Source organism: Microtetraspora sp. AC03309 (assembly GCF_020826795.1).
In the GTDB taxonomy this organism is placed as follows: Bacteria; Actinomycetota; Actinomycetes; order Streptosporangiales; family Streptosporangiaceae; genus Microtetraspora; species Microtetraspora glauca.
In genome coordinates this window covers 122,339-142,116 of record NZ_JADDIL010000012.1, presented here as the reverse complement: position 1 = coordinate 142,116, position 19,778 = coordinate 122,339, and the positions used below count along the sequence as shown (strand labels likewise).

The following is a 19,778-nucleotide window of genomic DNA, read 5'->3' as shown; positions in this document are numbered from 1 at the left end:
ACCAGGGCCAGCCCCCTGCCGCCCTCCCGCAGGTCGTCCGGGGTGTCGGCCCGGCCGGTGTCCGGCATCTGGGCGCTGACGTCCCAGACCTCGATCACGACGCTTCCGGGGGACAGCAGCAGCCGCAGCGCGATCATCCGCAGGGCCACGGGGAACACCGACGAGGCCACCGGCAGGTCCGACACCGCTTCCGTGGCCCGGATGGCGTTGGTCACCAGCTCGGACGTGAGCAGCTCGACGGTGTCGGCGAGCTGCGGCAGCTCCCACCTGGCGAGCTGGCCCCGGGCGAAGGCCCGCGCCTTGCGCGGGGTGGTGGCGGTCGAGCCGAACACCCGGTCGGCGGCGCTCCTGCCGCCGTGGGCGGGGAAGGGAGAGGTCAACATTGGCGTAACGGTCCGCGAACCGCGTGGCGGGAGGGCACCGTCCGTATCGGCTCGGCGGAGGTCGGGGGGAGCAGTCGCGGAGAACGCATGACACAGATCATGAGCCAGCGCCGGTACCCGGCGGTACCACCTTGACGAGATCGGAGGAAATTCCTCACTCCCGGGGAGAGGACGTCCCTCCGCGACTGTGCCCGCCGATCGAACACGGCAGCGAGAGCACGCCCGGGACCCCGCCTTGGACCGCGCTTCGCGATCACGCCGGGCTCACCGCGGCCACCGCGGAGCCGCCGTCCGCCGTCCGCCGTGGCACGTCCGACCGATACCTGACATCAGTTGACAGGTACGGCGGGCAGGATCGAGCCTGTCCGAACACGCCTACCTCTACGAGCGAGATGATCACAATGACCACGCGGGCTACCGGCACCTTCGACATCACCGCCTGGGACGAGATGGCCACCGACCGGCGCGAGGGCGCGACGATCAGCCGGGTCCGCATCACCAAGACCTTCCAGGGCGACATCGAGGGGACCAGCGCCACCGAGATCCTCACCGTCGGGACCGACGCGGGTCCCGCGGCGTACACCGGGATCGAGCACGTCGAGGGCACCCTGAGCGGCCGCAAGGGAACCTTCGTCCTGCAGCACAGCGCGGGCAGCGAGAACGGCGTCCAGTGGATGCGCTGGCTGATCGTCCCCACCTCCGGCACCGGCGAGCTCGCCGGCCTGCGCGGAGAGGGCAGGATCGAGGCGGAGAACGGCACCCACTCCTTCGTCCTGGACTACGAGCTCGGCTGAGCCGGGGTCACGCCGTCCCGGCGTCAGCGGCGAGGAAGCAGCTTTCCCCCCTTGGCGAGGGAGTAGGTCCTGCCCGCCAGGGGCGCGTTGGCGGGCAGGCGGGCGTCGTAGCGCACATCGTGCCCGTTTCCCACGATGTTCTCGACGACCCCGTTCTTCAGCACGGCGCCGGTGAGCGCGGTGAGCGCGGAGTCGTCGGTCACGTTCCACCTGCTGGGCCGGTCGAGGGCGACCGCCGCCGTGGAGATACGCCCGGTCAGCCGCGCTCCCTCGTGGAGCGCGACCGACGCCTCGCTGGTCTCGTCGGTGACGATGTCGCCGGTGAGCCTGCCGCCGTCCACGACGAGCGCCGCCTGCCCGTACCGCGTGGCGTTGATCAGCCCCCCGCTGTTCTCCACCCGGGCGCCCCCTTTCACCGTGATCAGCGCCGCCGTGCTGCTCACCTGGAACGCATCGCCCCTCTCGGCGATCAGCCTGCCCCCGTTCACGGTGAGGACGGCCCGTCCTGGACGACGGCCGGTGTACCGGTAGAGCCGGGCGCCGACCGCGCCCCTCACGAGGCAGTCCTTCAGGGAGATCGAGCCCGCCCCGTCGATCACCAGCCCTTCGGACTGCGCCGCGGTGATGCGTGCCCCGGTGCACGTGATCGTGCCCAGGGCGTACGCGCCGGCGGAGTACCGCCCGGACGTGGACAACTCGCCGCCGACCACGACGATCTCGCCGTCTCCCCGGGACGCCGTCACCGTCGAGGCGTGATCCCCCGACGTCGTGACCTTCACCCTGGCGAGGGTCACCTTCCCCCTGTCCGCCGCTATCGCGCCGCGCGAGTATTCACCGCTCGCCTCGATCGTGCCCCCGGTCATCGACAGCGAGGACTTCTGCCCATAGGCGAACAGGGCGATGGCGCCCACGCCGTCCGTCGTCACAGAGCCGCCCGAGATCACGGCGGTCCCGGCCGACTGGACCAGGACCGCGGAGTTGACGCCGAAGAAGCCGCTCTCGCTGTTCGACGCGGCGTCACCGGTCTTGTCGATCTGCGGGCTGGTCGTGGTCAGCTTGCCCGAATTCGTGACGAGGATCGCCGACAGGTTGACGCCGTCGGCCGTGTACGTGCCGTTCGACCTGGTCACCTGCGTCCGGTCGACGACGAACTTCCCCTGGGCCGGGTACTGGCGCGGCGTCACCGACGGATGCGGCGACCGAACGGAGGACGAGGGACTGACGGTGACCGGCGCCCGCTCGTTCCCGTACGTGGCCGCGCAGCCGGCGAGTACGAGCGACACCGCCACCACGCGAGCCATGACCATCCGTCCCACGGACCCTCCTCCCCCCAAAGGAGTTACTGTCCGTAATCGCGCGTGCCCATGCTCGCCCACCGTACTCGCCGTCCGCGCGGCTCCGCCGGGAGGTTCCCGCTCCGCGGGCGGGTCAGGCGCGCATCGTGGAGGCGGCGTGCGCGGCGACCGCTGCGGCGAAGGCCCGGATGACCGGATGGGGCTGGGACTCACCTCGGGAGAGTTCGGGCTGGAACAGCGTGCACAGGAAGAACGGATGGTCCGCCAGTTCCGCGATGCGCACCTCGCCCGCGTCGTCGAACCCGGTCAGGCGCATGCCGTGCTCGCGCAAAACATCCAGATAGTACGGATTCACCCCATAGGAGCAGTGGTAGCGCTCCACCGTCCGGTTCGTCCCCAGCACCCTCTCGGCCAGCGACCCCGGCGCGACCCGCACCGCCCCTTCATGACCGACGAGCGAACAGACGAGCGGCGCGATCAGCGGGCGCTCCTCACCGGGAGTGTTCTCGTCGTGCGCGGCATCGGCCAGCCCGCAGACGTCGCGGGCGTACTCCAGCAGAGCGTGCTGGAAGCCCCCGCACGTGCCGAGGAACGGGATCCCCCGCTCGCGCGCCGCGCGCACCGCGGCGACCGCGCCGGCCTCGCTGCGGTACGGACTGCCCGGCACGAGCCAGACGCCGTCGAACCCCTCCAGCGCGCGCTCGTCCTCCGCGTCACCGGTGGGGATCCAGTACGCGTCGAGATCGAGTTGCTCACGGTCGCGAAGAGCGTTCAGCAGGAAGGGGACGCGGGCATGCGCGCGCACGTGCGGGGAGCGGTCGCCGACGACGGCGACCCGGGCGGTGAAGGCGGATGAGGTTGCGGACATGCCGCCATCCTCGACCGATCCGGTGGTTCAGCGCCAACGATGATTCACGCTCGCTCGATAAGCGATACTGATCGAGTGGACCCCCATCTCCTGCGCACCTTCGTGGCGGTGGCCGGCTGCGGGTCCTTCTCGACCGCCGCCAGGCAGCTCGGCTACACCCAGTCCGCGATCTCCCAGCACATCGCGGCACTCGAAAGCGACCTCGGCACCCCGCTACTGCACCGGCGCCCGGTCGGCCCGACCGAGGCGGGGGAGCGGCTGCTCGACCACGCGGCCCCGATCCTGCTGCGCCTGGACGCGGCCAGGGCCGACGTCCTCCGGGCGGCCGCGGAACCGCCCGGACATCTCCTGCTCGACCTGACGCCGTCGGCCATGACGGCCCGGATCGCGCACGCTCTCACCGGGATACGCCGCTCCATGCCCAGCCTGGACGTCACCGTACGGGTCGCCGGACGCCAGGCAGTCGTCACCGCCGTCGCGACCGGCGAGTGCTCCTTCGGCCTCGTCGACGGAGTGGCCGCGCCCGGTGACCCGCTACACCTGTTGGACGTCGATACGATCACGGGCGTCGCGGTCGCCGAGGAACGTCTCGCCGTGATCCTGCCCGACGCGCATCCACTCGCCCGGCGGACAGGTCTGCGTCTGGACGACCTCCTGGACGCCCGCTGGATCGACGCCCCCGAGGTGGCCGCCCCGCTGCCCGACCTGCGTACGGCGGCTCAGTCCGACAACCCGGCCGCCTCGATCCGCTACGAGGGAACCGACGCCTCGGCCCTCATCGCGCTCGTCGCCGCCGGTCACGGGCTCGTGGTCCTGCCCGCTCCGGCGGCGGCGGGCCGGCCCGGAGTCCGTGCGGTGCCGCTCACCACTCCTCGCCTGGTCCATCGCACCGAACTCCTCCACGGCCGTAACGCGGGATCGGCCGCCACCGCGCTCGCCGCCGCCCTCACCGCTGTCACCGCTGCCGGAACGGCCGGTGGAGCATGATCCGGATCACAGGCCGGACCAGAAGACGGCGGCCTGCGCCCTGCTCTGCAACCCGAGCTTCGCCAGCACCCGGCTGACATGGGTCTTCGCGGTCGCCTCGGCCATGCCGAGCGACCGCGCGATCTCGGCGTTGGACAACCCCCGGCCCAGCCCCGCCAGGACCTCGCGTTCTCGCGGGGTCAGCGACTCCACCGCCGCCGGATCGACGTCGGGCCCCCCGGAGAACGCGGCGATCAGCTTGCGGGTGACGGACGGCGAGATCAGCCCCTCGCCACGGGCGACCAGCCGTACGGCCGACACCAGGGACTCCGCGTCGGTGTTCTTCAGCAGGAACCCCGCCGCTCCCGCCCGCAACGCGCCGAAGACGTACTCGTCGAGGTCGAACGTCGTCAGGATGAGGACGTCCGCCACACCACCGAGCTCACGAGTGGCCGATATCCCGTCGAGGCGAGGCATCCGCACATCCATCAGGACGACGTCCGGGCGCAGCCGCACCGCCATGTCGACCGCGGACCGCCCGTCACCCGCCTCGCCGACCACCTCGATGTCGGACGCGCCCTCCAAGATGAGGACGAGTCCCGCGCGCACCGCGGCATGATCGTCGGCCACCAGTACCCGGATCACGACAGCTCCTTGTCCCGCTCGACACGCGCCGCACCCGGCGCCACGCCACCCGGCTCACCCGGCACCTCCTCGCGCGGCTCCGCCGCCCGCGTCCGCGCGGGCCAGAACAACCCGGCCGGGGTGGCCGGACCCGTCGGCAGCTCCACCCACACCCGCCAGCCGCTCCCGTACGGCCCGGCCTCGAAGGATCCGCCGAGCAGCGTGGCGCGCTCCCGCATGCCGACCAGACCGGCTCCCGCCCCCGGCAGCCCGGAGGGACGAGCGCCCACGTCGTTCAGCACGGTCAGCTCGACCACGTCGGGCCGATAGCGGAGCAGCACCCGCGCGCCCCGGTCGGTGCCGTGCTTGAGCACGTTCGTGAACGACTCCTGCAGGATGCGGTAACCCGCGAGGTCCACGGCGGCGGGCAGGTCGCGCGAGGTCCCGCCCACGCTCAGCTCCACCGGGAAACCGGTCCGCGCGATCAACGTCTCGACATCCGACAACCGGTGCCGCCTGGCCTCGATCTCCTCACCGTCCTCGCGCAGGAAACCGATCATCGTCCGCATCTCCGCCATGCCCTGGACGCTGTTCTCCCTGATCGACTCCACGATCTTCCGCGTGGCCGCCGCGTCCAGATCGGCGCGGGCGAGCATCGCGCTCGACTGGATGGCGATCGCGCTGAAATGGTTGGCGACCATGTCGTGCAGTTCGCGCGCCATCCGGGTGCGTTCGGCGGACACGGCGGCCCGCCGGTCGAGCTCCGCCAGGCGGGCCACCTGCTCGGCCCTGGCCCGCTCGGCCACGGCCTGGTCCCGGTGCTGGCGTACGGCGATCGCCGTCGTGACCGGGACCACCCCCACCAGGGCCGCCTGGACCGCCATGGCGGCCGGCACCCGCCAGTCCCCGACCATCAGCCCCAGGAGCGCACCGACCCCGATCGCGCCGATCGAGGTGATCCACAGCATGATCCGCCCGAGCGGGCGCGGCCCGTACAGCACCCCGGCATAGATGTTGTCCGTGACGATCAGCACGGTACCCAGCGAGGGGCCGAGCAGGACGTCACCCACGAGGGCGACGGCGCCCAGCACCAGCGCCACGACGGGCGCCCGCTTCCGGAGGGCCACCCCGCAGCACGTCACGGCCAGGGGAAGCACGAAGAGCCCCACCGCCGCACCCCTGTGCATGTAGGCCCCACCCGCGAGCAGGACCAGCCCCGCGGCGAAGGCGGCCACCGCCGCCGCCACCTCCTGCCTGCTGGGAGTCGTCATCCGCCCATCCCACCACGGCTCAGGACCCGTCCCGTCCCACGCGGGTACCACCCGGCGTACATCGAAGGATGCAGGCCGGTTCATCATCGCCGACGACGCCCACCGCATCCCGGATGGCCCAGGCTGGAAGGGGAGGTGGTGAGCGGGTGCTCGCGTTGATCATTGGGTGCGAAGTGGGCTTCTGGGTGTTCCTGGGCCTTGGACTCCTGGCACGTTACGCGCTGCGCATGCGACGGACCGGCGGGGCGCTGCTGCTGGCCGTTCCGCTGCTGGACCTCGTGTTGCTCGTGGCCACCGTCATCGACATCCGCGGGGGAGCGGTCGCCACCTGGCAGCACGGACTCGCCGCCGCCTACCTGGGATTCTCCGTGATGTTCGGCCACCGGACGATCAGGTGGGCCGACGCCTGGATCTCCCACCGGTTCGCCGGTGGACCCCCGCCGTGGAAGCCCCCGGCGGGCGGGATGGCACGCGCCCGCTACGAGTGGCTCATCTGGCTGCGCATCGTCGCCGCGTACGGCATCACCTGCGCTCTCCTTCTCGCGATGGTCTGGCTCATCGGCGATCCGGCGCGCACCGAGGCGCTGTCGCAGTTCATGGTGGGCACGGCCAAGGTCCCGCTGATCGCTCTGCTGTGGCCGGTGAGCTACACCCTCTGGCCGAAGAAGGTCTCTCCCGAGCGCTAGGCGTCGGCGCGGGCACCCTGCTGGGCGGGCCCACTCCGCCGACCTGGAGGGCCGTCATGTACCTGACCGCGCCGCTTCGCGAAGGGCTTGCCCGTCCACAACGGACGATGAAAGGGGAAAGGGGAGTACCCGCGCCTTTCCACTCTCAACGTATAGCGCACCGGGGGGCTTGCCACAAGACCCGGGTCGTGCCCCAGAATCATCGGACGCAGCCAGAACCTGCGGAAATTGGGGGACACGAAGTGCGGGTGTTGTTGTCGACGTATGGGTCGCGCGGGGACGTCGAACCGCTGGTGGCGCTGGCGGTGCGGTTGCGGGCATTCGGCGCGGAGGTGCGCGTGTGCGCGCCACCGGACGAGGACTTCGCGCAGCGGCTGGCCGGTGCCGGCGTGCCGCTGGTGCCGGTCGGCCGGTCGGCGCGCGCGCTGACGACCGGGGCGCCGCCGCCGTCATCCCTGCCCCAGCGCGCGGCCGAGTTGATCGCCGGCCAGTTCGACTCGGTCATCGCGGCGGCCGAGGGATGTGACGTGCTGGTTGCGACCGGCCTGATGCCGGCCGCGGCCGGCGCGCGGTCGGTGGCCGAGAAACTGGGCATCCGCTCCGTGTCCGTGACCTTCCAGCAGCTCACCCTGCCGTCGCCGCACCATCCGCCGCTGGCGTATCCGGGCCGGCCTTTCCCGCCGGAGGTGACCGACAACCGGGTGCTGTGGGACCTGGACGCCGAGAGCATCAACACGCTGTTCGGTGAGGCGCTCAACAGCAATCGGGCGTCGATCGGCCTGCCACCGGTGGACGACGTCCGCGACTACGTCATCGGCGACCGGCCGTGGCTGGCGACGGACCCGACCCTGGACCCGTGGCAGGAGACGCCGGACCTCGACGTCGTGCAGACCGGGGCGTGGATCCTGCCCGACGACCGTCCGCTCCCGGAGGGGCTGGAGGCGTTCCTGGAGGCGGGCGCACCACCGGTGTACGTGGGCTTCGGCAGCATGCCCATGCGCGCGTCGACGGACGTCGCCCAGGTCGCCATCGAGGCGGTCCGTGCGCAGGGCCGCCGCGTACTCCTCGCCCGCGGCTGGGCGGGGCTGGCCCCGATCGACGACGCCGAGGACTGCTTCGTCGTCGGCGAGGTCAACCAGCAGGCACTGTTCGGCCGGGTGGCCGCCGTCGTGCACCACGGCGGCGCGGGCACCACGACGACCGCCTCCCGGGCCGGCGCGCCTCAGGTGGTGGTACCCCAGATCGCGGACCAGCCGTATTGGGCGGGCCGGGTGGCCGACCTGGGCGTCGGCGTGGCTCACGAGGGTCCGACGCCGACCTTCGAGTCCCTGTCCGTCGCGCTCAAAACGGTCCTGACCCCGGAGACCCGCGCACGAGCGACCGTCGTGGCCGGCACGATCCGCTCCGACGGGGCGACGGTGGCCGCGAAGCTGCTCCTCGACGCGGTCGGCTGAGAAGAGCCGTCCGTGCCCGCGTGGACCACGCGGGATCGCCGAGCCAGAACCCAGAACATGAGAACCTGCGCACCCTGCGACCTGAACCGGTAACGGCCATGGGGTCCACGGTCAGGCGGAGCGTCGCCCGTCATGGCCACCCGGCCCGTAACACCGGTTCGGGCGCCCTGGTGCGCGTCGTGGTCGCAAGCGACCTCAGATCGGAGCTGATGACGTGAACCGCGCGACTACCAGCGCGTTCGACCTTCCCGACAGCCTCTCCCGCAAGGCCGACCCGACGCTGATCGCCGACGATGAGCAGCACTTCGCGGCCATCGCGGAGAGCCTCGAGCGGTCGATCGCCGACCTGTCCGACCGCCTCGACGCCGAGCGCAAGGCGCCCGGCGGCCAAGGCCGGCAGGCGATGGACCGGGACATGGAGATCCACCGGCTGACCGCCCGCCTGCGCGTACTGCGTCGCTTCGGTTTGGACCTGTGCCTCGGACGCATGGTCGGCGCGGACGATTCCGAGCCCGTGTACGTCGGACGGCTCGGCCTCACGGACAGCGCGGGTCGTCGGCTGCTGCTCGACTGGCGCTCTCCCGCGGCCGAGCCGTTCTTCGGAGCCACCCACGCCAACCCGATGGGTCTGGCCAGCCGCCGTAGGTATCGCTGGACCCGCGGCCGGATCAGCGACTACTGGGACGAGGTGTTCACCTCCGGCGGGTTCGAAGGGCACGCCGCGCTCGACGACCAGTCCGCCTTCATCGCCAGCCTGGGCAGCAGCAGGTCGCCACGGATGCGAGACGTGCTCGGCACCATCCAGGCCGACCAGGACGCCATCATCCGCGCGGGATCCCGCGGCGCTCTCGTCGTCGACGGCGGCCCGGGTACGGGGAAGACCGTCGTCGCGCTGCACCGCTCCGCCTACCTCCTCTACTCCGACCCTCGCCTCGGTCACCGCCGGGGCGGCGTGCTGTTCGTCGGTCCGCACCAGCCCTACCTGGCCTACGTCGCCGACGTCCTCCCCAGCCTGGGAGAGGAGGGTGTGCAGACCTGCACCCTGCGGGACCTCGTCGCCGAGGGAGCCGCGGCGGCGATCGAGACCGACGCGGACGTGGCCCGCCTGAAGTCGTCCGCGGACCTGGTGAAGGCGATCGAACCGGCCGTCAGGTTCTACGAGAACCCGCCCACCAAGGGGATGACGGTCACGACCCCCTGGTCCGACATCTGGCTGAGCCCGGGTGACTGGGCCGAGGCGTTCGAAGCACCAGAACCCGGCACTCCGCACAACGAGGCGCGCGACCAGATCTGGGAAGAGCTGCTCACGATCCTGGTGGACAAGCACGACGACGAAGCACCGGCTGACCTGCTCCGCAAGTCGCTGCTGCGGAACAGGGAGCTGCTCACGACCTTCAACCGCGCGTGGCCGCTGATCGAGGCGGCCGACCTCGTCGGAGACCTGTGGTCGGTGCCCGCCTACCTGCGGCTGTGCGCTCCCTGGCTCAGCCCCGACGACATTCGGAAGCTGCAGCGCGAGGACGCCCAGGCCTGGACGGTGTCCGACCTGCCGCTCCTGGACGCGGCGGGGCAGCGGCTCGGCGACCCGGAGGCGTCACGACGCAGGCGCAGGCAGGAAGCCGCTCTCGCCGTCCAACGCGAGCGCATGGCCCAGGTCGTCGACAACCTGATCGACGCCGACGACGACGGCGAAGGCCTCGTGACGCAGCTGCGCCGAGAGGACCTCCAGCGAAATCTGGTCGACGAGTCCGAGCTGCCCACCATCGACCCGGACCGGCTCGCCGGCCCGTTCGCGCACATCGTCGTGGACGAGGCTCAGGAACTCACCGACGCGGAGTGGCAGATGCTGCTGCTCCGCTGCCCGTCCCGGAGCTTCACCATCGTCGGGGACCGTGCCCAGGCCAGGCACGGGTTCACCGAGTCGTGGCAGGAACGGCTCGAACGGATCGGGCTGGACCGGATCAACCTGGCCTCCCTGAGCATCAACTACCGGACGCCGGAAGAGGTCATGGCGGAGGCCGAGCCGGTCATCCGGGCCGTGCTCCCGGATGCCAACGTGCCGACTTCCATCCGCAGCAGCGGCGTCCCCGTCGTTCACGGATCCGTTTCGGATCTGGGCTCGATCCTCGACAGCTGGCTCGCCGAGCATGCCGAAGGGATCGCCTGCGTCATCGGCGACCCCACGTTCCAGGAGACGTCCCGCGTCCGGTCACTGGCTCCGGAACTGTCGAAGGGGCTCGAGTTCGACCTGGTCGTCCTCATCGACCCGGAGGCGTTCGGCAAGGACATCGAAGGAGCGGTCGACCGCTATGTCGCGATGACCCGGGCGACCCAGCGACTCGTCATCCTCACGAGCTCCTGACGCCGGCCGGACGAATGTGACCTAACGGTGCCGAGCCGCCCCGTGCCCGCCCGGCGGCGGCTTCGCGTCCCGCTTCTCGAACCCTGCTCGGCACGCTTCTGGTCGGTCGAGTGTGCATCTTCGCCACGCACGGGGGCACCGCCGGTGGCGCGCTCAGTTGGAGGTGGCGGCCAGACGCACCCCCAGGCCGATCAGCACCGCTCCGCTCCCGGCGTCGAGAGCGCGGCGGACCCGTTGCCGGGTGAAGAACGCGCGGAGTGCGCCGACCACGTTGGCCAGGACGACGAACCACGTCCCGGTGATCAGCACGGCGATGGCCGAGAGCGCGAGAGTGTCGGCGGTCGCGGGGTAGTTCCCGAGGAACTGTGGCATCAACGCGACAAAGAACGCGGCGGCCTTCGGATTGAGCAGGTTGCACAACAGTCCGCGACGGAATCCGTCGCCGACACCGCTTTCGTTGGCCGTTCCTGCCGTCGTCTCCAGCGGAGCCCCGGAACCGCGGTACGCCTGCTGCAGCGACCTGGCACCCAGATAGAGCAGGTATCCGGCACCTGCGATCTTCGTGATGGTGAAGGCCGTCGCCGATGTGGCCAGCAGGGCCGCCACTCCGAGGGCGGCGGCGGTGGCCCACACGAACACGCCGCAGGCCACGCCGAGCGCCGCCGCCATCCCACCCCGGCGTCCGGTGACGGCCGCCTGTCGTACGACGACAGCGAAGTCGGGGCCGGGGGACATGGCGCCCAGCTGTATCACCGTCGCGAACGCGATCACCTGTCCCGCGGTCGCCATCAGCGTTCTCCGTCCTGGCCGTCGCCGGCGTCCTGAGAGGAAGCACCGGCTCGGTGCTCGGCCAGTTCGAGATCGATGAAAGCGGCGATCATGGCGCGCCACACGGCCTCGGCCACGCTCGGGGACAACCCGGCGCCCATGGCGCGCGCACGGGCCGCCTGAACGACCTGCTCCACGCGGCCGGGGGCGCGTACGGCCTGCTCGTCGGCCTTGAACGCGGCCGCCCGCCGGACCAGAGCCTGCCGGCCTGCCAGCAGACGGACCAGCTCACCGTCGAGCGCATCGATTCGGGCGCGGACCTCGACCAGGGAAGTGGGGTCGGACACGGGGGATCCTCCTGTCGGACTGGGGCCGTCAGAGGACGGGCCCGAACCGAGAGGCGCAGGGCCGATCTCCGAGACGGCCCTGTATCGCGTGCGCTACGGCCGTTCCAGTTTCGGCCGCCAGAACACCACACGCGAAAGACGATGCATGAAGGTCAACTTATCACCGACGGCCCTCCGCTCAGGTCCGTGCGATGAGCCCCCGCGCGCTCCACGCCGAGCATGCGGTACCCGGCCGGCGTCACGTCGCCGAGCAGCGCGTACGGACGGGAGGAGCCACCTCACGGCCTCGTGCCTGCGGGGAACCCGGTCCAACGCAGGTCGGCCGGGAGGTGACTCATGTCGTTGAACATCACGATCGTGGGCGGCAGGCCGGTGCGGTACTCGATGACCGTCAGTGCGGCGTTGGCGCTGTTCAGTCCGAGCCACCGCGATGGCGGCGCGTCCAGGGCGTGCCGCACCAGCCACGCGATCTGATAGGCGTTGCCATCGGTAGTCAGGGGCGCGGTGTCCGTGCGGGCCCGCTTCCCAGCTCCTTTCGATCCGTAGAAGGTGTGGGATCGGCTCCTGGTCCGGCAGCGGCCGTGCGCGGCCGGGTGGCGCGATCATCGTCGGCGAACGGGATGGGGTCCGTGCCGTTGCGACCGCCGGCAGTCACGCTACATCGGCGGCGTGCGACTTCTGGCAATCGCTCCCGGCCGGGGACGGAAGTGATCAGGTCAGGCGTTTGCCGCCGTGACGGTGCCGGCGGTGCCGTCGACGGTGATGACGGTGTCGTCGTGGAGCCTGCTCGTCGCGTTCGGGATGCCGAGGACGGCGGGGATGGCGTGCTCGCGAGCGACGATCGCGGCGTGCGAGAGCACGCCTCCGGTTTCGGTGACGACGCCGGCGGCGATGCGCAGCAGCGGCGTCCAAGCGGGGTCGGTGAAGGGGCAGACGAGGATGTCGCCCGGCCGCACGCGCGCGAAGTCGCCGAGACCGCGGACGATTCTCGCGGTGCCGGTTACGGTCCCGTGGCTGCCCGGGGTTCCGGTGAGTGAGGCGGCCGGGGTGTCCGAGGCGCTGGAAGGCGATGCCGGCGGTGGGGGTGCGGCGGTGACCGGCCGTGCCTGCAGAACCCAGGTGCGGCCGTCGACGATCGCCCACTCGATGTCCTGCGGTCCACCGAGTACGGCAGCGATCTCCTTGCCCAGCTTGGCGAGCTGTGTGGCGGTCGCGTCGTCGATCGTCGGCTGCTCCCGGACACGGCTGGGCACGTCGCGAATGACGAGCTGCGTGCCGCTCCGGTCAAGCCGGGTCCGTTTGTCTGCGACGGTGCGTGTGACCGACCCGTCCTCGGCGACGCGGTAGGCGTCAGGGGTGACCGTGCCTCCGACGACGCTGGGGCCGAGTCCCCAGGATGCCTCGATCTCGGTCGCGTCGTCCGGGTCCGCGGGTGTGAACATGACCCCGGACACCTCGGCATCCAGATGGCGTTGGACGATGACGGCCATCACAAGATCGTCGCAAGGCTGGACGTCGCGGCCGGAGGCACCCCGGTAGCCGACGGCACGTGGAGAGAACAGCGAGGCCCAGCAGGCACGTACGGCATCGGCGACCTCGCCGACTCCGTGCACAGCGAGAAAGCTCTCATGCCGACCGGCCGCCGATGTCTGACCGGTGTCCTCGTTCGCTGCCGATGATCTTACGGCCACAAGCGGATCGCCGAGCTCGGCGAGTGCGCGTCCCAGCGCGTCGATCACGGTGGCGTGGACCGGCCGGGCCTCGATCACCTGCCGCGCCGCGGCGAGATCGTCCGACTCGCCGCCGGACCGCCCGAGGTCCAGGTCGCGGACGGCCGCGCGGTAAGCGGCGAACGAGACGACGAAGCCGTCGGGAACCGGCAGACCCGCGCGGAGCAGCGCGCCGAGTGCGCCGGCCTTGCCCCCGCAGGTGTCGGCGACGGCCTCCATGAGAGGTACGATCATCCACCCCTGCCTTTCAACAGAATGTTGACGACGCTTGGTCGATTGTGGATCATGAGCTGCATGCCATGCAAGCACGACATCGCGCACACCATGCACGCTGACCACGTCCAGGCCCGCCGCGAGCAGGACGCGCGTGAGCGTCTTCTGGGCCTGGGCGCGGATGCGCTCGACGCCCGTCCGTGGCGACCCTCGCCCGTCCCGCCGTCGGCGGTGGCGGCACGACAGGACGCCGGATCGTGACGCGGGACTCTGCGCCCGGCCTCCTGGTCCTGCACGCCGTGCGCGTCATCGGGTTCGCGGACACCCCGGTGATCGCTCATCGGTACGGGCTCGACGCGGCCGAGACGGAAGAGGAGCTGCGCGACGCCGAGGCACGCGGGTGGGTCGCGCACACCGCCTTCGCCGGCACAGGAGGCTGGTCGTTGACCGAACCGGGCCGAGCCGAGAACGAGCGCCGGCTCGCGGCCGAGCTCGCACGCGTCGGCGGTACCGAGGAGGTCCGTGACGTCTACCGCGAGTTCCTCCCGCTGAACGCCCTCCTGCTACGAGCCTGCACCGACTGGCAACTCCGGCCCACCGCCGGAGATCGGCTCGCCGTCAACGACCACTCCGATCCCGCCTGGGACGCCAGAATCCTCTCCGAGCTCGCCGACATCGACCGCGCATTCCTGCCACTCGCAGACCGGCTCGGGGGCGTCCTCACACGGTTCCGCGGATACGACACACGCTTCACCACAGCCCTGGCGCGCGCCCGAGACGGGGAGAACTCCTGGGTCGACCGCACCGACGTCGACTCCTGCCACCGTGTCTGGTTCGAGCTCCACGAAGACCTCATCGCCACGCTCGGCCTCGACCGGCACGCGGAACCCTGACCTCACGCTCCGCCTCCCCGCGTCCACCATGGCCCATGGTCACCTGCCAGGCGCACCACCGGCCACCTCACTGGTCCGCCGTGTCACGGGCGGCCGCCACGGCGGCCTGGCCGAAGCTGATCCCCCCGTCGTTCGGCGGTACGCGCCGATGGGTCAGAACGCGGAAACCACGCTCCTCAAGCGTCCCCGCCAGCCGGCCCAGCAGCAGCCCGTTCTGGAAGACGCCACCCGACAACGCCACGGTGCCGATCCCTCTACCGGTTTCACCGCCGATCCCGGAGCCCGTCCCGGCGCCGTCGCGCACCAGCGCGCACGCGGCCGCCGTGGCGGCGACGAGCCCATTGTGGAACCGCGCGGAGACCACCCCCGGATCCACGCCGCCGAGCAGGTCGGCGGCCACCGCGCGGATGAGGTCGTCACCTCTGACCAGCAAGGGAGCAACGTTCTCGACCCTGACCGGATACGCGCCCTCCTCGGTCAGATCGGCCCGCTGCTCCAGCGCGACCGCCGCCTGCCCCTCGAACGTGACGCGGTCGCGAAACCCGCACATCGCCGCCACGGCGTCGAACAACCGCCCCACGCTGGAAGTGAGCGGCGAGTTCACCCCCGACCGGGCCACCGCCGACACCCGATCCCACTGGGAGGCGTTCCTGGCCCGTACCGCGAGACCCTCCGGCGGCGCGCCGTCGAAGGCGGCGTCCAGATGAGCCACCGCCATCCGCCACGGCTGCCTGACCGCGGCCGCGCCGCCCGGCATCGGCACCGCGGCCAGATGCGCGGCGCGGGTGAACCCGGCCAGATCGGCGACCAGCACCTCGCCACCCCACAGCGTGCCGTCGGCGCCGTATCCCGTCCCGTCGAAGGCCACCCCGATGACCGGCCCTTCCTCTCCCGCGTCGGCCAGACAGGACGCGATGTGCGCGTGATGGTGCTGCACCGCGACCAGATCCACCCCGGGCAGATCCAGCGCGTACTTCGTCGACAGATACTCCGGGTGCGTGTCGTAGGCCACCACCCGCGGAGCCACGTCGAACAGCCGCCGGAAATGAGCGATCCCATCGGTGAAGGCCCGCAACGTCTCGTAGTTCTCCAGATCACCCACATGCGGGGACAGGAACGCGTGCTCACCTTTGGCCAGGCAGAACGTGCTCTTGAGCTCCGCGCCGCACGCGAGCACCGCACGCCGTACCGGCCGGGGGAGCCGCAGCGGCCGCGGGGCGAACCCCCGCGACCTGCGCACCGGGATCTCGCGGTCACCGGCGAGGACGACCACGGAATCCTCCGCGCGCGCGTGAATCTCCCGGTCGTGCACCAGAAAGGCGTCCACCAGCCCTCCCAGCCGGTCCACCGCCTCCCCGTCCCGGTACACGATGGGCTCGTCGGAAATGTTCCCGCTGGTCAGCACGTACGGCCGGGCCAGCTCGCGGGCCAGAAGATGATGAGCAGGCGTGTACGGCAGCATGATCCCCAGGCGGTTCTCACCCGGCGCCACCGCATCGGCGATCCTTACCGGCGTGCCCATGCCCTCAGCAGTCTCCGCGTCCGCGTGTTTCGCGGTGGTGGGATGCGCCGTGCCCTGATGCGCCGTGCCCTGATGCGCCGTGCCCTGATGCGCCGTGCCCTGATGCGCCGCGACGGCGGGCGCCGCGATACCGGCCGCGCGCCGCGGCAACACGACGATCGGCCGGGCGGGCCCGGTCAGCAGCCGCTCGGCGACCGGCCCGACCACGCACAACTCCCTCGCGGCGACCACATCGGCGACCACGACCGCGAACGGCTTGTCCTCCCGACCCTTACGCGCCCGCAGAGCCTGTACGGCCGCCGCCCGCGTGGCGTCGACCGCGAGGTGATAACCCCCCAGCCCCTTCACCGCCACGACTCCTCCCGACCGCAGCACCGCGCCCGCCTCCAGGATGGGATCCCCCTCCCTGGGACGGCCCCGGCCGTCCAGCAGGAGAAGAGCCGGGCCGCAGTCCGGGCAGCAGACCGGCTGGGCATGGAACCTGCGGTCGCACGGATCGCGGTACTCGGCCGCACAGGCGTCGCACATCGGGAACGAGGCCATCGTCGTAGCCCGCCGGTCGTACGGGACGTCCCTGACGATCGTGAACCTCGGCCCGCAGTTGGTGCAGTTCACGAACGGATGCCGGTACCGGCGACAGGCCGGGTCGAACAGCTCGGCCAGACAGTCCGCGCAGGTCGCCACATCGGGGGAGATCAACGTCGCCCGCCCGCCGTCCCGGCTGCCCACGATGCCGAACCCCCGATCGCCTCGCGCACCGAGGGCGGGAATCTCCATCGCCGAGATGCGGTCGATCACCGCCAGCGGCGGCGCCTGACCGGGCAGCTCCCGCTGGAACCGCGCGAGGTCCTCGACCGGGCCCTCCGCCTCGATGAACACGCCCTGGCCGTCGTTGCCGACCCATCCCGACAGCGCCAGCCGCCGCGCCAGCGCGTGCACATAGGGCCGGAACCCCACACCCTGCACGATCCCCTCGACCCGGATCCTGACCCGCGCGGTACCGGTCCGCGCCACGGGTCCGGTCCGCTCCGGTTCGCCCGCCCGGTCTCGCCGGCCGTCCGTCGCACTGTCCGTCGCACTGTCCGTCGCACTGTCCGTCGCACTGTCCGTCGCACTGTCCGTCGCACTGTCCGTCGCACTGTCCGTCGCACTGTCCGTCGCACTGTCCGTCGCACTGTCCGGGCCGCCGTCACACACCGATCCGCCCGCTGGGGCGTGCGCCGCTTCGCCGATCCGGCCGAGCACGCCGCCGGGCACCGGACCCTGGGACGGACACCTCGCGTCGCCACCTGCCACGTCACACGCCGGGGCCGGAACCTGGGGCGCTTCGTACATCGGATCGTGGGTTTCCCCGCTGTTCACGAGGCCATCCTCACCAGGCTCACCGTTCGCGGGCGCAGCCGCCACGCCCGCCCTGCGGATCAGGCCACGGCCCGTGAGCAGACCTTTACCCCGCCCCGTCCCCGCGCTCCGCCCCCGCAGGAACCACCGAACGTAGCCTGACGGCCACGCGGAACAACGGAGCGTACACATGTCTGTCGCAACCACGATGCAGCTCGCACTCCGGCACGCCTTCATCCGGCGGGACCCCCCGGGCCACGCGCTCGCGCGGGACTCCGCGCTGATCGCGCGGGCCTGCCAGGACATGGCGGACCGCTTCCGTCGCGGCGGAAAACTGATCGTCTTCGGCAACGGCGGCGGCGGAGCCGACGCCGCGCACATCGCCGTCGAGTTCATGCATCCCGTCATCGTGGGCAAGCGGGCCCTGCCCGCCGTGGCACTGAGCAACGACGCCGCCACGATGACCGCCATCGGCAACCGGGAAGGACTCGCCGAGACCTTCGCCCACCAGCTCGCCAGCTGGGCCGGACCGTCCGACATCGCGCTCGGCGTCTCCCGGGACGGCCGTTGCGTGAACGTGCTGCGCGGGCTGCGCGCCGCCCGCGACCTCGGGCTGCTCACCGTCGCCCTGTTCGGGGGCGGCGCCGAGCGCGCCAACCGGGCCGAACTCGCGGAACCGAACGCACGTGACGCCCGGGACCCTGACGTACCGGAGAGTGGCGGGCCGGAAAGTGGCAGGCCGGCGGAGACCGTCGCCGACCACGTCCTGCTCGCCCGCTCCAAGGACCCGGCCGTGGTGAAGGAGATCCACGTCACCACCTACCACCTGCTGTGGGAGCTGGCGCACCTGTTCCTGGAACATCCGATGGAGCACCCCGCTGACGCTCCGGCGAGCCTGGCCGCGAATCTCGCCGACTCCGTCCCCGACGGCGCCCGTACCGGCGTACACACCGGCGACCGGACGCATGACCACGCCGACCGGCGACGAGAGGACGAGCACACGGGCGATCACACAGGGGACAACACAGGGGACAACACAGGGGACAACACAGAGGACCACGCGGGCGGGCGGACGGGTCGGGCCACGCACGCGCCGGGGGACCACGCGGCGCGCGACGTCACCCGCCGAGCCCCGAACACTCGGGCGAGCGCCCCGGCCGGCGGACCCCGCGACCGGTCCCGCACCGATCCCGGAGACGTCGTCCACTCCCACGATGTCCGCTCCCACGACGACCCGCACGACGACCCGCACGACGACCCGCACGACGGGCCGCACGACGGGCCGACGGCGTGCTCCGGGGACACCTGCGTCACCTGCTCCGACCAGGCCACCCAGGTCACCGTCGTCCGCCTCCTGCACAGCGGCCTGGCCCTCGGCGACACCGGAACCGGCACAGAGGAGATCAGCGTCGCCCTGGTCGACGCCTCGGTCGGCGACACCGTACTGGTCCACGCCGGAGAGGCCATCGCCGTCATCACGAAGGGAGCCCACCGTGGCCGTCCTTGACGAACCACCATCCGAGGAGATGCGGGGCCTGTACCCCTTCCTCTATCCCGACCAGGCCCGCCTGGAATCGGTCCTCGCCGAGGCCGAACGCTCCACCCAGGCCAAAGCCGCCGAGATCGTACGGCTGCGCCGCCAGGTGGCCGAACTCGACGGAGACCGGCTCATCGTGTGCGCCCAGGAGATGGCCACCCGCTTCGCCTCCGGAGGACGGCTGTTCACCTTCGGCAACGGAGGCAGCAGCACCGACGCCCAGGAGGTCGCCACCGCCTTCCTCCACCCGGCGGGCCCCGGTCGGCCGCTGCCCGCGCTCTCGCTGACCAGCGACGTCGCCGTCGTCACCGCCCTGTCCAACGACGTCGGCTTCGACGTGGTCTTCGCCCGGCAGCTCGCCGCCCTGGCACGACCGGGTGACATCGCCCTGGGCCTGTCCACCAGCGGCGACTCCGCCAACGTCCTGCAGGCGTTCCGCGAAGCCGCGCGCCTGGGGATGCTCACCGTCGGCCTGTCCGGCGACCGGGGCGGCAAGCTCGCCGAACTCGGCCTGCTCGACCACCTGTTCATCGTGCCGTCGGCGTCCGTGCACCGGGTCCAGGAGGCGCAGACCACGCTCTACCACGTCCTGCGGGAGCTCACCCAACACGCGCTCGGCACCTCGCTCCCGACGGGCACCACCTGATCAAAAGGACCTGACCGGAAATTTCCCGATCAGAGCACGGCGGCCCACCCCACCCGGGAATGACTACGCACAGTAATC

Annotated in this window: 19 protein-coding genes; 9 read left to right on the top strand and 10 right to left on the bottom strand. The window is 71.5% G+C overall.

The features are described 5' to 3' along the window. On the bottom strand, nt 1-383 hold a 383-nt coding region (locus tag IMZ11_RS09425), incomplete at its 3' end, for an ATP-binding protein (RefSeq protein WP_228639636.1). A gap of 401 nt (nt 384-784) precedes the next feature. Here IMZ11_RS09425 and IMZ11_RS09420 point away from each other — a divergent pair. Further along, nucleotides 785-1,177: a DUF3224 domain-containing protein gene (locus IMZ11_RS09420; RefSeq protein ID WP_228639634.1), complete on the top strand. Its 393-nt coding sequence runs from the start codon at nt 785-787 to the stop codon at nt 1,175-1,177. 23 nt (nt 1,178-1,200) lie between these two features. On the opposite strand, the gene IMZ11_RS09415 is transcribed toward IMZ11_RS09420, so the two are convergent. Then, nucleotides 1,201-2,493, bottom strand: coding sequence for a hypothetical protein (locus IMZ11_RS09415; protein ID WP_228639632.1), 1,293 nt, complete (start codon nt 2,491-2,493; stop codon nt 1,201-1,203). A gap of 112 nt (nt 2,494-2,605) precedes the next feature. Next, the gene (locus IMZ11_RS09410) at nt 2,606-3,340 is read right to left on the bottom strand and encodes a hypothetical protein (RefSeq protein WP_228639630.1); all 735 of its coding nucleotides are present in this window, start codon (nt 3,338-3,340) and stop codon (nt 2,606-2,608) included. Nucleotides 3,341-3,415: 75 nt separating this feature from the next. Here IMZ11_RS09410 and IMZ11_RS09405 point away from each other — a divergent pair, with 75 nt between their 5' ends. Continuing rightward, nucleotides 3,416-4,327 carry a LysR family transcriptional regulator gene (locus IMZ11_RS09405; RefSeq protein WP_228639627.1) on the top strand — a complete coding sequence of 304 codons (912 nt, stop codon included), beginning with the start codon at nt 3,416-3,418 and terminating at the stop codon, nt 4,325-4,327. 6 nt (nt 4,328-4,333) lie between these two features. On the opposite strand, the gene IMZ11_RS09400 is transcribed toward IMZ11_RS09405, so the two are convergent. Together IMZ11_RS09400 and IMZ11_RS45915 are read right to left on the bottom strand one after the other, a co-directional pair. Continuing rightward, nucleotides 4,334-4,951: a response regulator transcription factor gene (locus IMZ11_RS09400; RefSeq protein ID WP_228639625.1), complete on the bottom strand. Its 618-nt coding sequence runs from the start codon at nt 4,949-4,951 to the stop codon at nt 4,334-4,336. Beyond that, nucleotides 4,948-6,201, bottom strand: coding sequence for a histidine kinase (locus IMZ11_RS45915; RefSeq protein WP_305075862.1), 1,254 nt, complete (start codon nt 6,199-6,201; stop codon nt 4,948-4,950). The genes IMZ11_RS09400 and IMZ11_RS45915 overlap by 4 nt, the downstream gene beginning before the upstream one ends. A gap of 146 nt (nt 6,202-6,347) precedes the next feature. On the opposite strand from IMZ11_RS45915, the gene IMZ11_RS09390 reads away from it, so the two are divergent. From IMZ11_RS09390 to helR, 3 genes are all read left to right on the top strand, one after another. Next, nucleotides 6,348-6,887: a hypothetical protein gene (locus IMZ11_RS09390; RefSeq protein ID WP_228639623.1), complete on the top strand. Its 540-nt coding sequence runs from the start codon at nt 6,348-6,350 to the stop codon at nt 6,885-6,887. Between the two features lie 242 nt (nt 6,888-7,129). Then, complete coding sequence (locus IMZ11_RS09385) at nt 7,130-8,341, top strand: glycosyltransferase (protein ID WP_228639621.1); 1,212 nt, start codon at nt 7,130-7,132, stop codon at nt 8,339-8,341. Nucleotides 8,342-8,555: 214 nt separating this feature from the next. Continuing rightward, on the top strand, nt 8,556-10,703 hold the full coding sequence (gene helR, locus IMZ11_RS09380) for an RNA polymerase recycling motor ATPase HelR (protein WP_228639619.1): 2,148 nt from the start codon (nt 8,556-8,558) through the stop codon (nt 10,701-10,703). Nucleotides 10,704-10,856: 153 nt separating this feature from the next. Here helR and IMZ11_RS09375 read toward each other — a convergent pair whose 3' ends face one another. The 4 genes from IMZ11_RS09375 to IMZ11_RS09360 all read right to left on the bottom strand — a co-directional run bounded on the left by IMZ11_RS09375 (nt 10,857) and on the right by IMZ11_RS09360 (nt 13,782). Beyond that, on the bottom strand, nt 10,857-11,492 hold the full coding sequence (locus IMZ11_RS09375; protein ID WP_228639617.1) for a LysE family translocator: 636 nt from the start codon (nt 11,490-11,492) through the stop codon (nt 10,857-10,859). Next, complete coding sequence (locus IMZ11_RS09370; RefSeq protein WP_228639615.1) at nt 11,492-11,818, bottom strand: chorismate mutase; 327 nt, start codon at nt 11,816-11,818, stop codon at nt 11,492-11,494. Before IMZ11_RS09370 ends, IMZ11_RS09375 begins: the two co-directional genes overlap by 1 nt. Before the next feature lie 278 nt (nt 11,819-12,096). Beyond that, entirely contained in the window at nt 12,097-12,276 is a 180-nt protein-coding gene (locus IMZ11_RS09365) for a histidine phosphatase family protein (RefSeq protein ID WP_228639613.1), read from the bottom strand. A gap of 258 nt (nt 12,277-12,534) precedes the next feature. Next, nucleotides 12,535-13,782 (bottom strand): PEP/pyruvate-binding domain-containing protein, encoded by a 1,248-nt coding sequence (locus IMZ11_RS09360; protein WP_228639611.1) that lies wholly within the window; start codon nt 13,780-13,782, stop codon nt 12,535-12,537. Between the two features lie 60 nt (nt 13,783-13,842). Here IMZ11_RS09360 and IMZ11_RS09355 point away from each other — a divergent pair, with 60 nt between their 5' ends. Both IMZ11_RS09355 and IMZ11_RS09350 read left to right on the top strand, forming a co-directional pair. Then, the gene (locus tag IMZ11_RS09355; RefSeq protein ID WP_228639609.1) at nt 13,843-14,022 is read left to right on the top strand and encodes a hypothetical protein; all 180 of its coding nucleotides are present in this window, start codon (nt 13,843-13,845) and stop codon (nt 14,020-14,022) included. Further along, nucleotides 14,019-14,654, top strand: coding sequence for a transcriptional regulator (locus IMZ11_RS09350; protein ID WP_228639607.1), 636 nt, complete (start codon nt 14,019-14,021; stop codon nt 14,652-14,654). Before IMZ11_RS09355 ends, IMZ11_RS09350 begins: the two co-directional genes overlap by 4 nt. A gap of 67 nt (nt 14,655-14,721) precedes the next feature. Here the strand turns inward: IMZ11_RS09350 and IMZ11_RS09345 are convergent, their stop codons facing one another. Continuing rightward, the gene (locus IMZ11_RS09345) at nt 14,722-17,190 is read right to left on the bottom strand and encodes a carbamoyltransferase HypF (protein WP_228639605.1); all 2,469 of its coding nucleotides are present in this window, start codon (nt 17,188-17,190) and stop codon (nt 14,722-14,724) included. Between the two features lie 517 nt (nt 17,191-17,707). Here IMZ11_RS09345 and IMZ11_RS09340 point away from each other — a divergent pair. Next, entirely contained in the window at nt 17,708-19,024 is a 1,317-nt protein-coding gene (locus tag IMZ11_RS09340) for an SIS domain-containing protein (RefSeq protein ID WP_228639603.1), read from the top strand. Next, nucleotides 19,011-19,700, top strand: a complete 690-nt coding sequence (locus IMZ11_RS09335) for an SIS domain-containing protein (RefSeq protein WP_228639601.1) — start codon at nt 19,011-19,013, stop codon at nt 19,698-19,700. Before IMZ11_RS09340 ends, IMZ11_RS09335 begins: the two co-directional genes overlap by 14 nt. Nucleotides 19,701-19,778: the final 78 nt, after the last annotated feature.

What these genes read in the sequence shown, in the direction of transcription:
- IMZ11_RS09360 (WP_228639611.1), bottom strand. Translation starts at nt 13,782, where the DNA reads ATGATCGTACCTCTCATGGAGGCCGTCGCCGACACCTGCGGGGGCAAG.
- IMZ11_RS45915 (WP_305075862.1), bottom strand. Translation starts at nt 6,201, where the DNA reads ATGACGACTCCCAGCAGGCAGGAGGTGGCGGCGGCGGTGGCCGCCTTC.
- IMZ11_RS09420 (WP_228639634.1), top strand. Translation starts at nt 785, where the DNA reads ATGACCACGCGGGCTACCGGCACCTTCGACATCACCGCCTGGGACGAG.
- IMZ11_RS09410 (WP_228639630.1), bottom strand. Translation starts at nt 3,340, where the DNA reads ATGTCCGCAACCTCATCCGCCTTCACCGCCCGGGTCGCCGTCGTCGGC.
- IMZ11_RS09355 (WP_228639609.1), top strand. Translation starts at nt 13,843, where the DNA reads ATGCCATGCAAGCACGACATCGCGCACACCATGCACGCTGACCACGTC.
- IMZ11_RS09340 (WP_228639603.1), top strand. Translation starts at nt 17,708, where the DNA reads ATGTCTGTCGCAACCACGATGCAGCTCGCACTCCGGCACGCCTTCATC.
- IMZ11_RS09375 (WP_228639617.1), bottom strand. Translation starts at nt 11,492, where the DNA reads ATGGCGACCGCGGGACAGGTGATCGCGTTCGCGACGGTGATACAGCTG.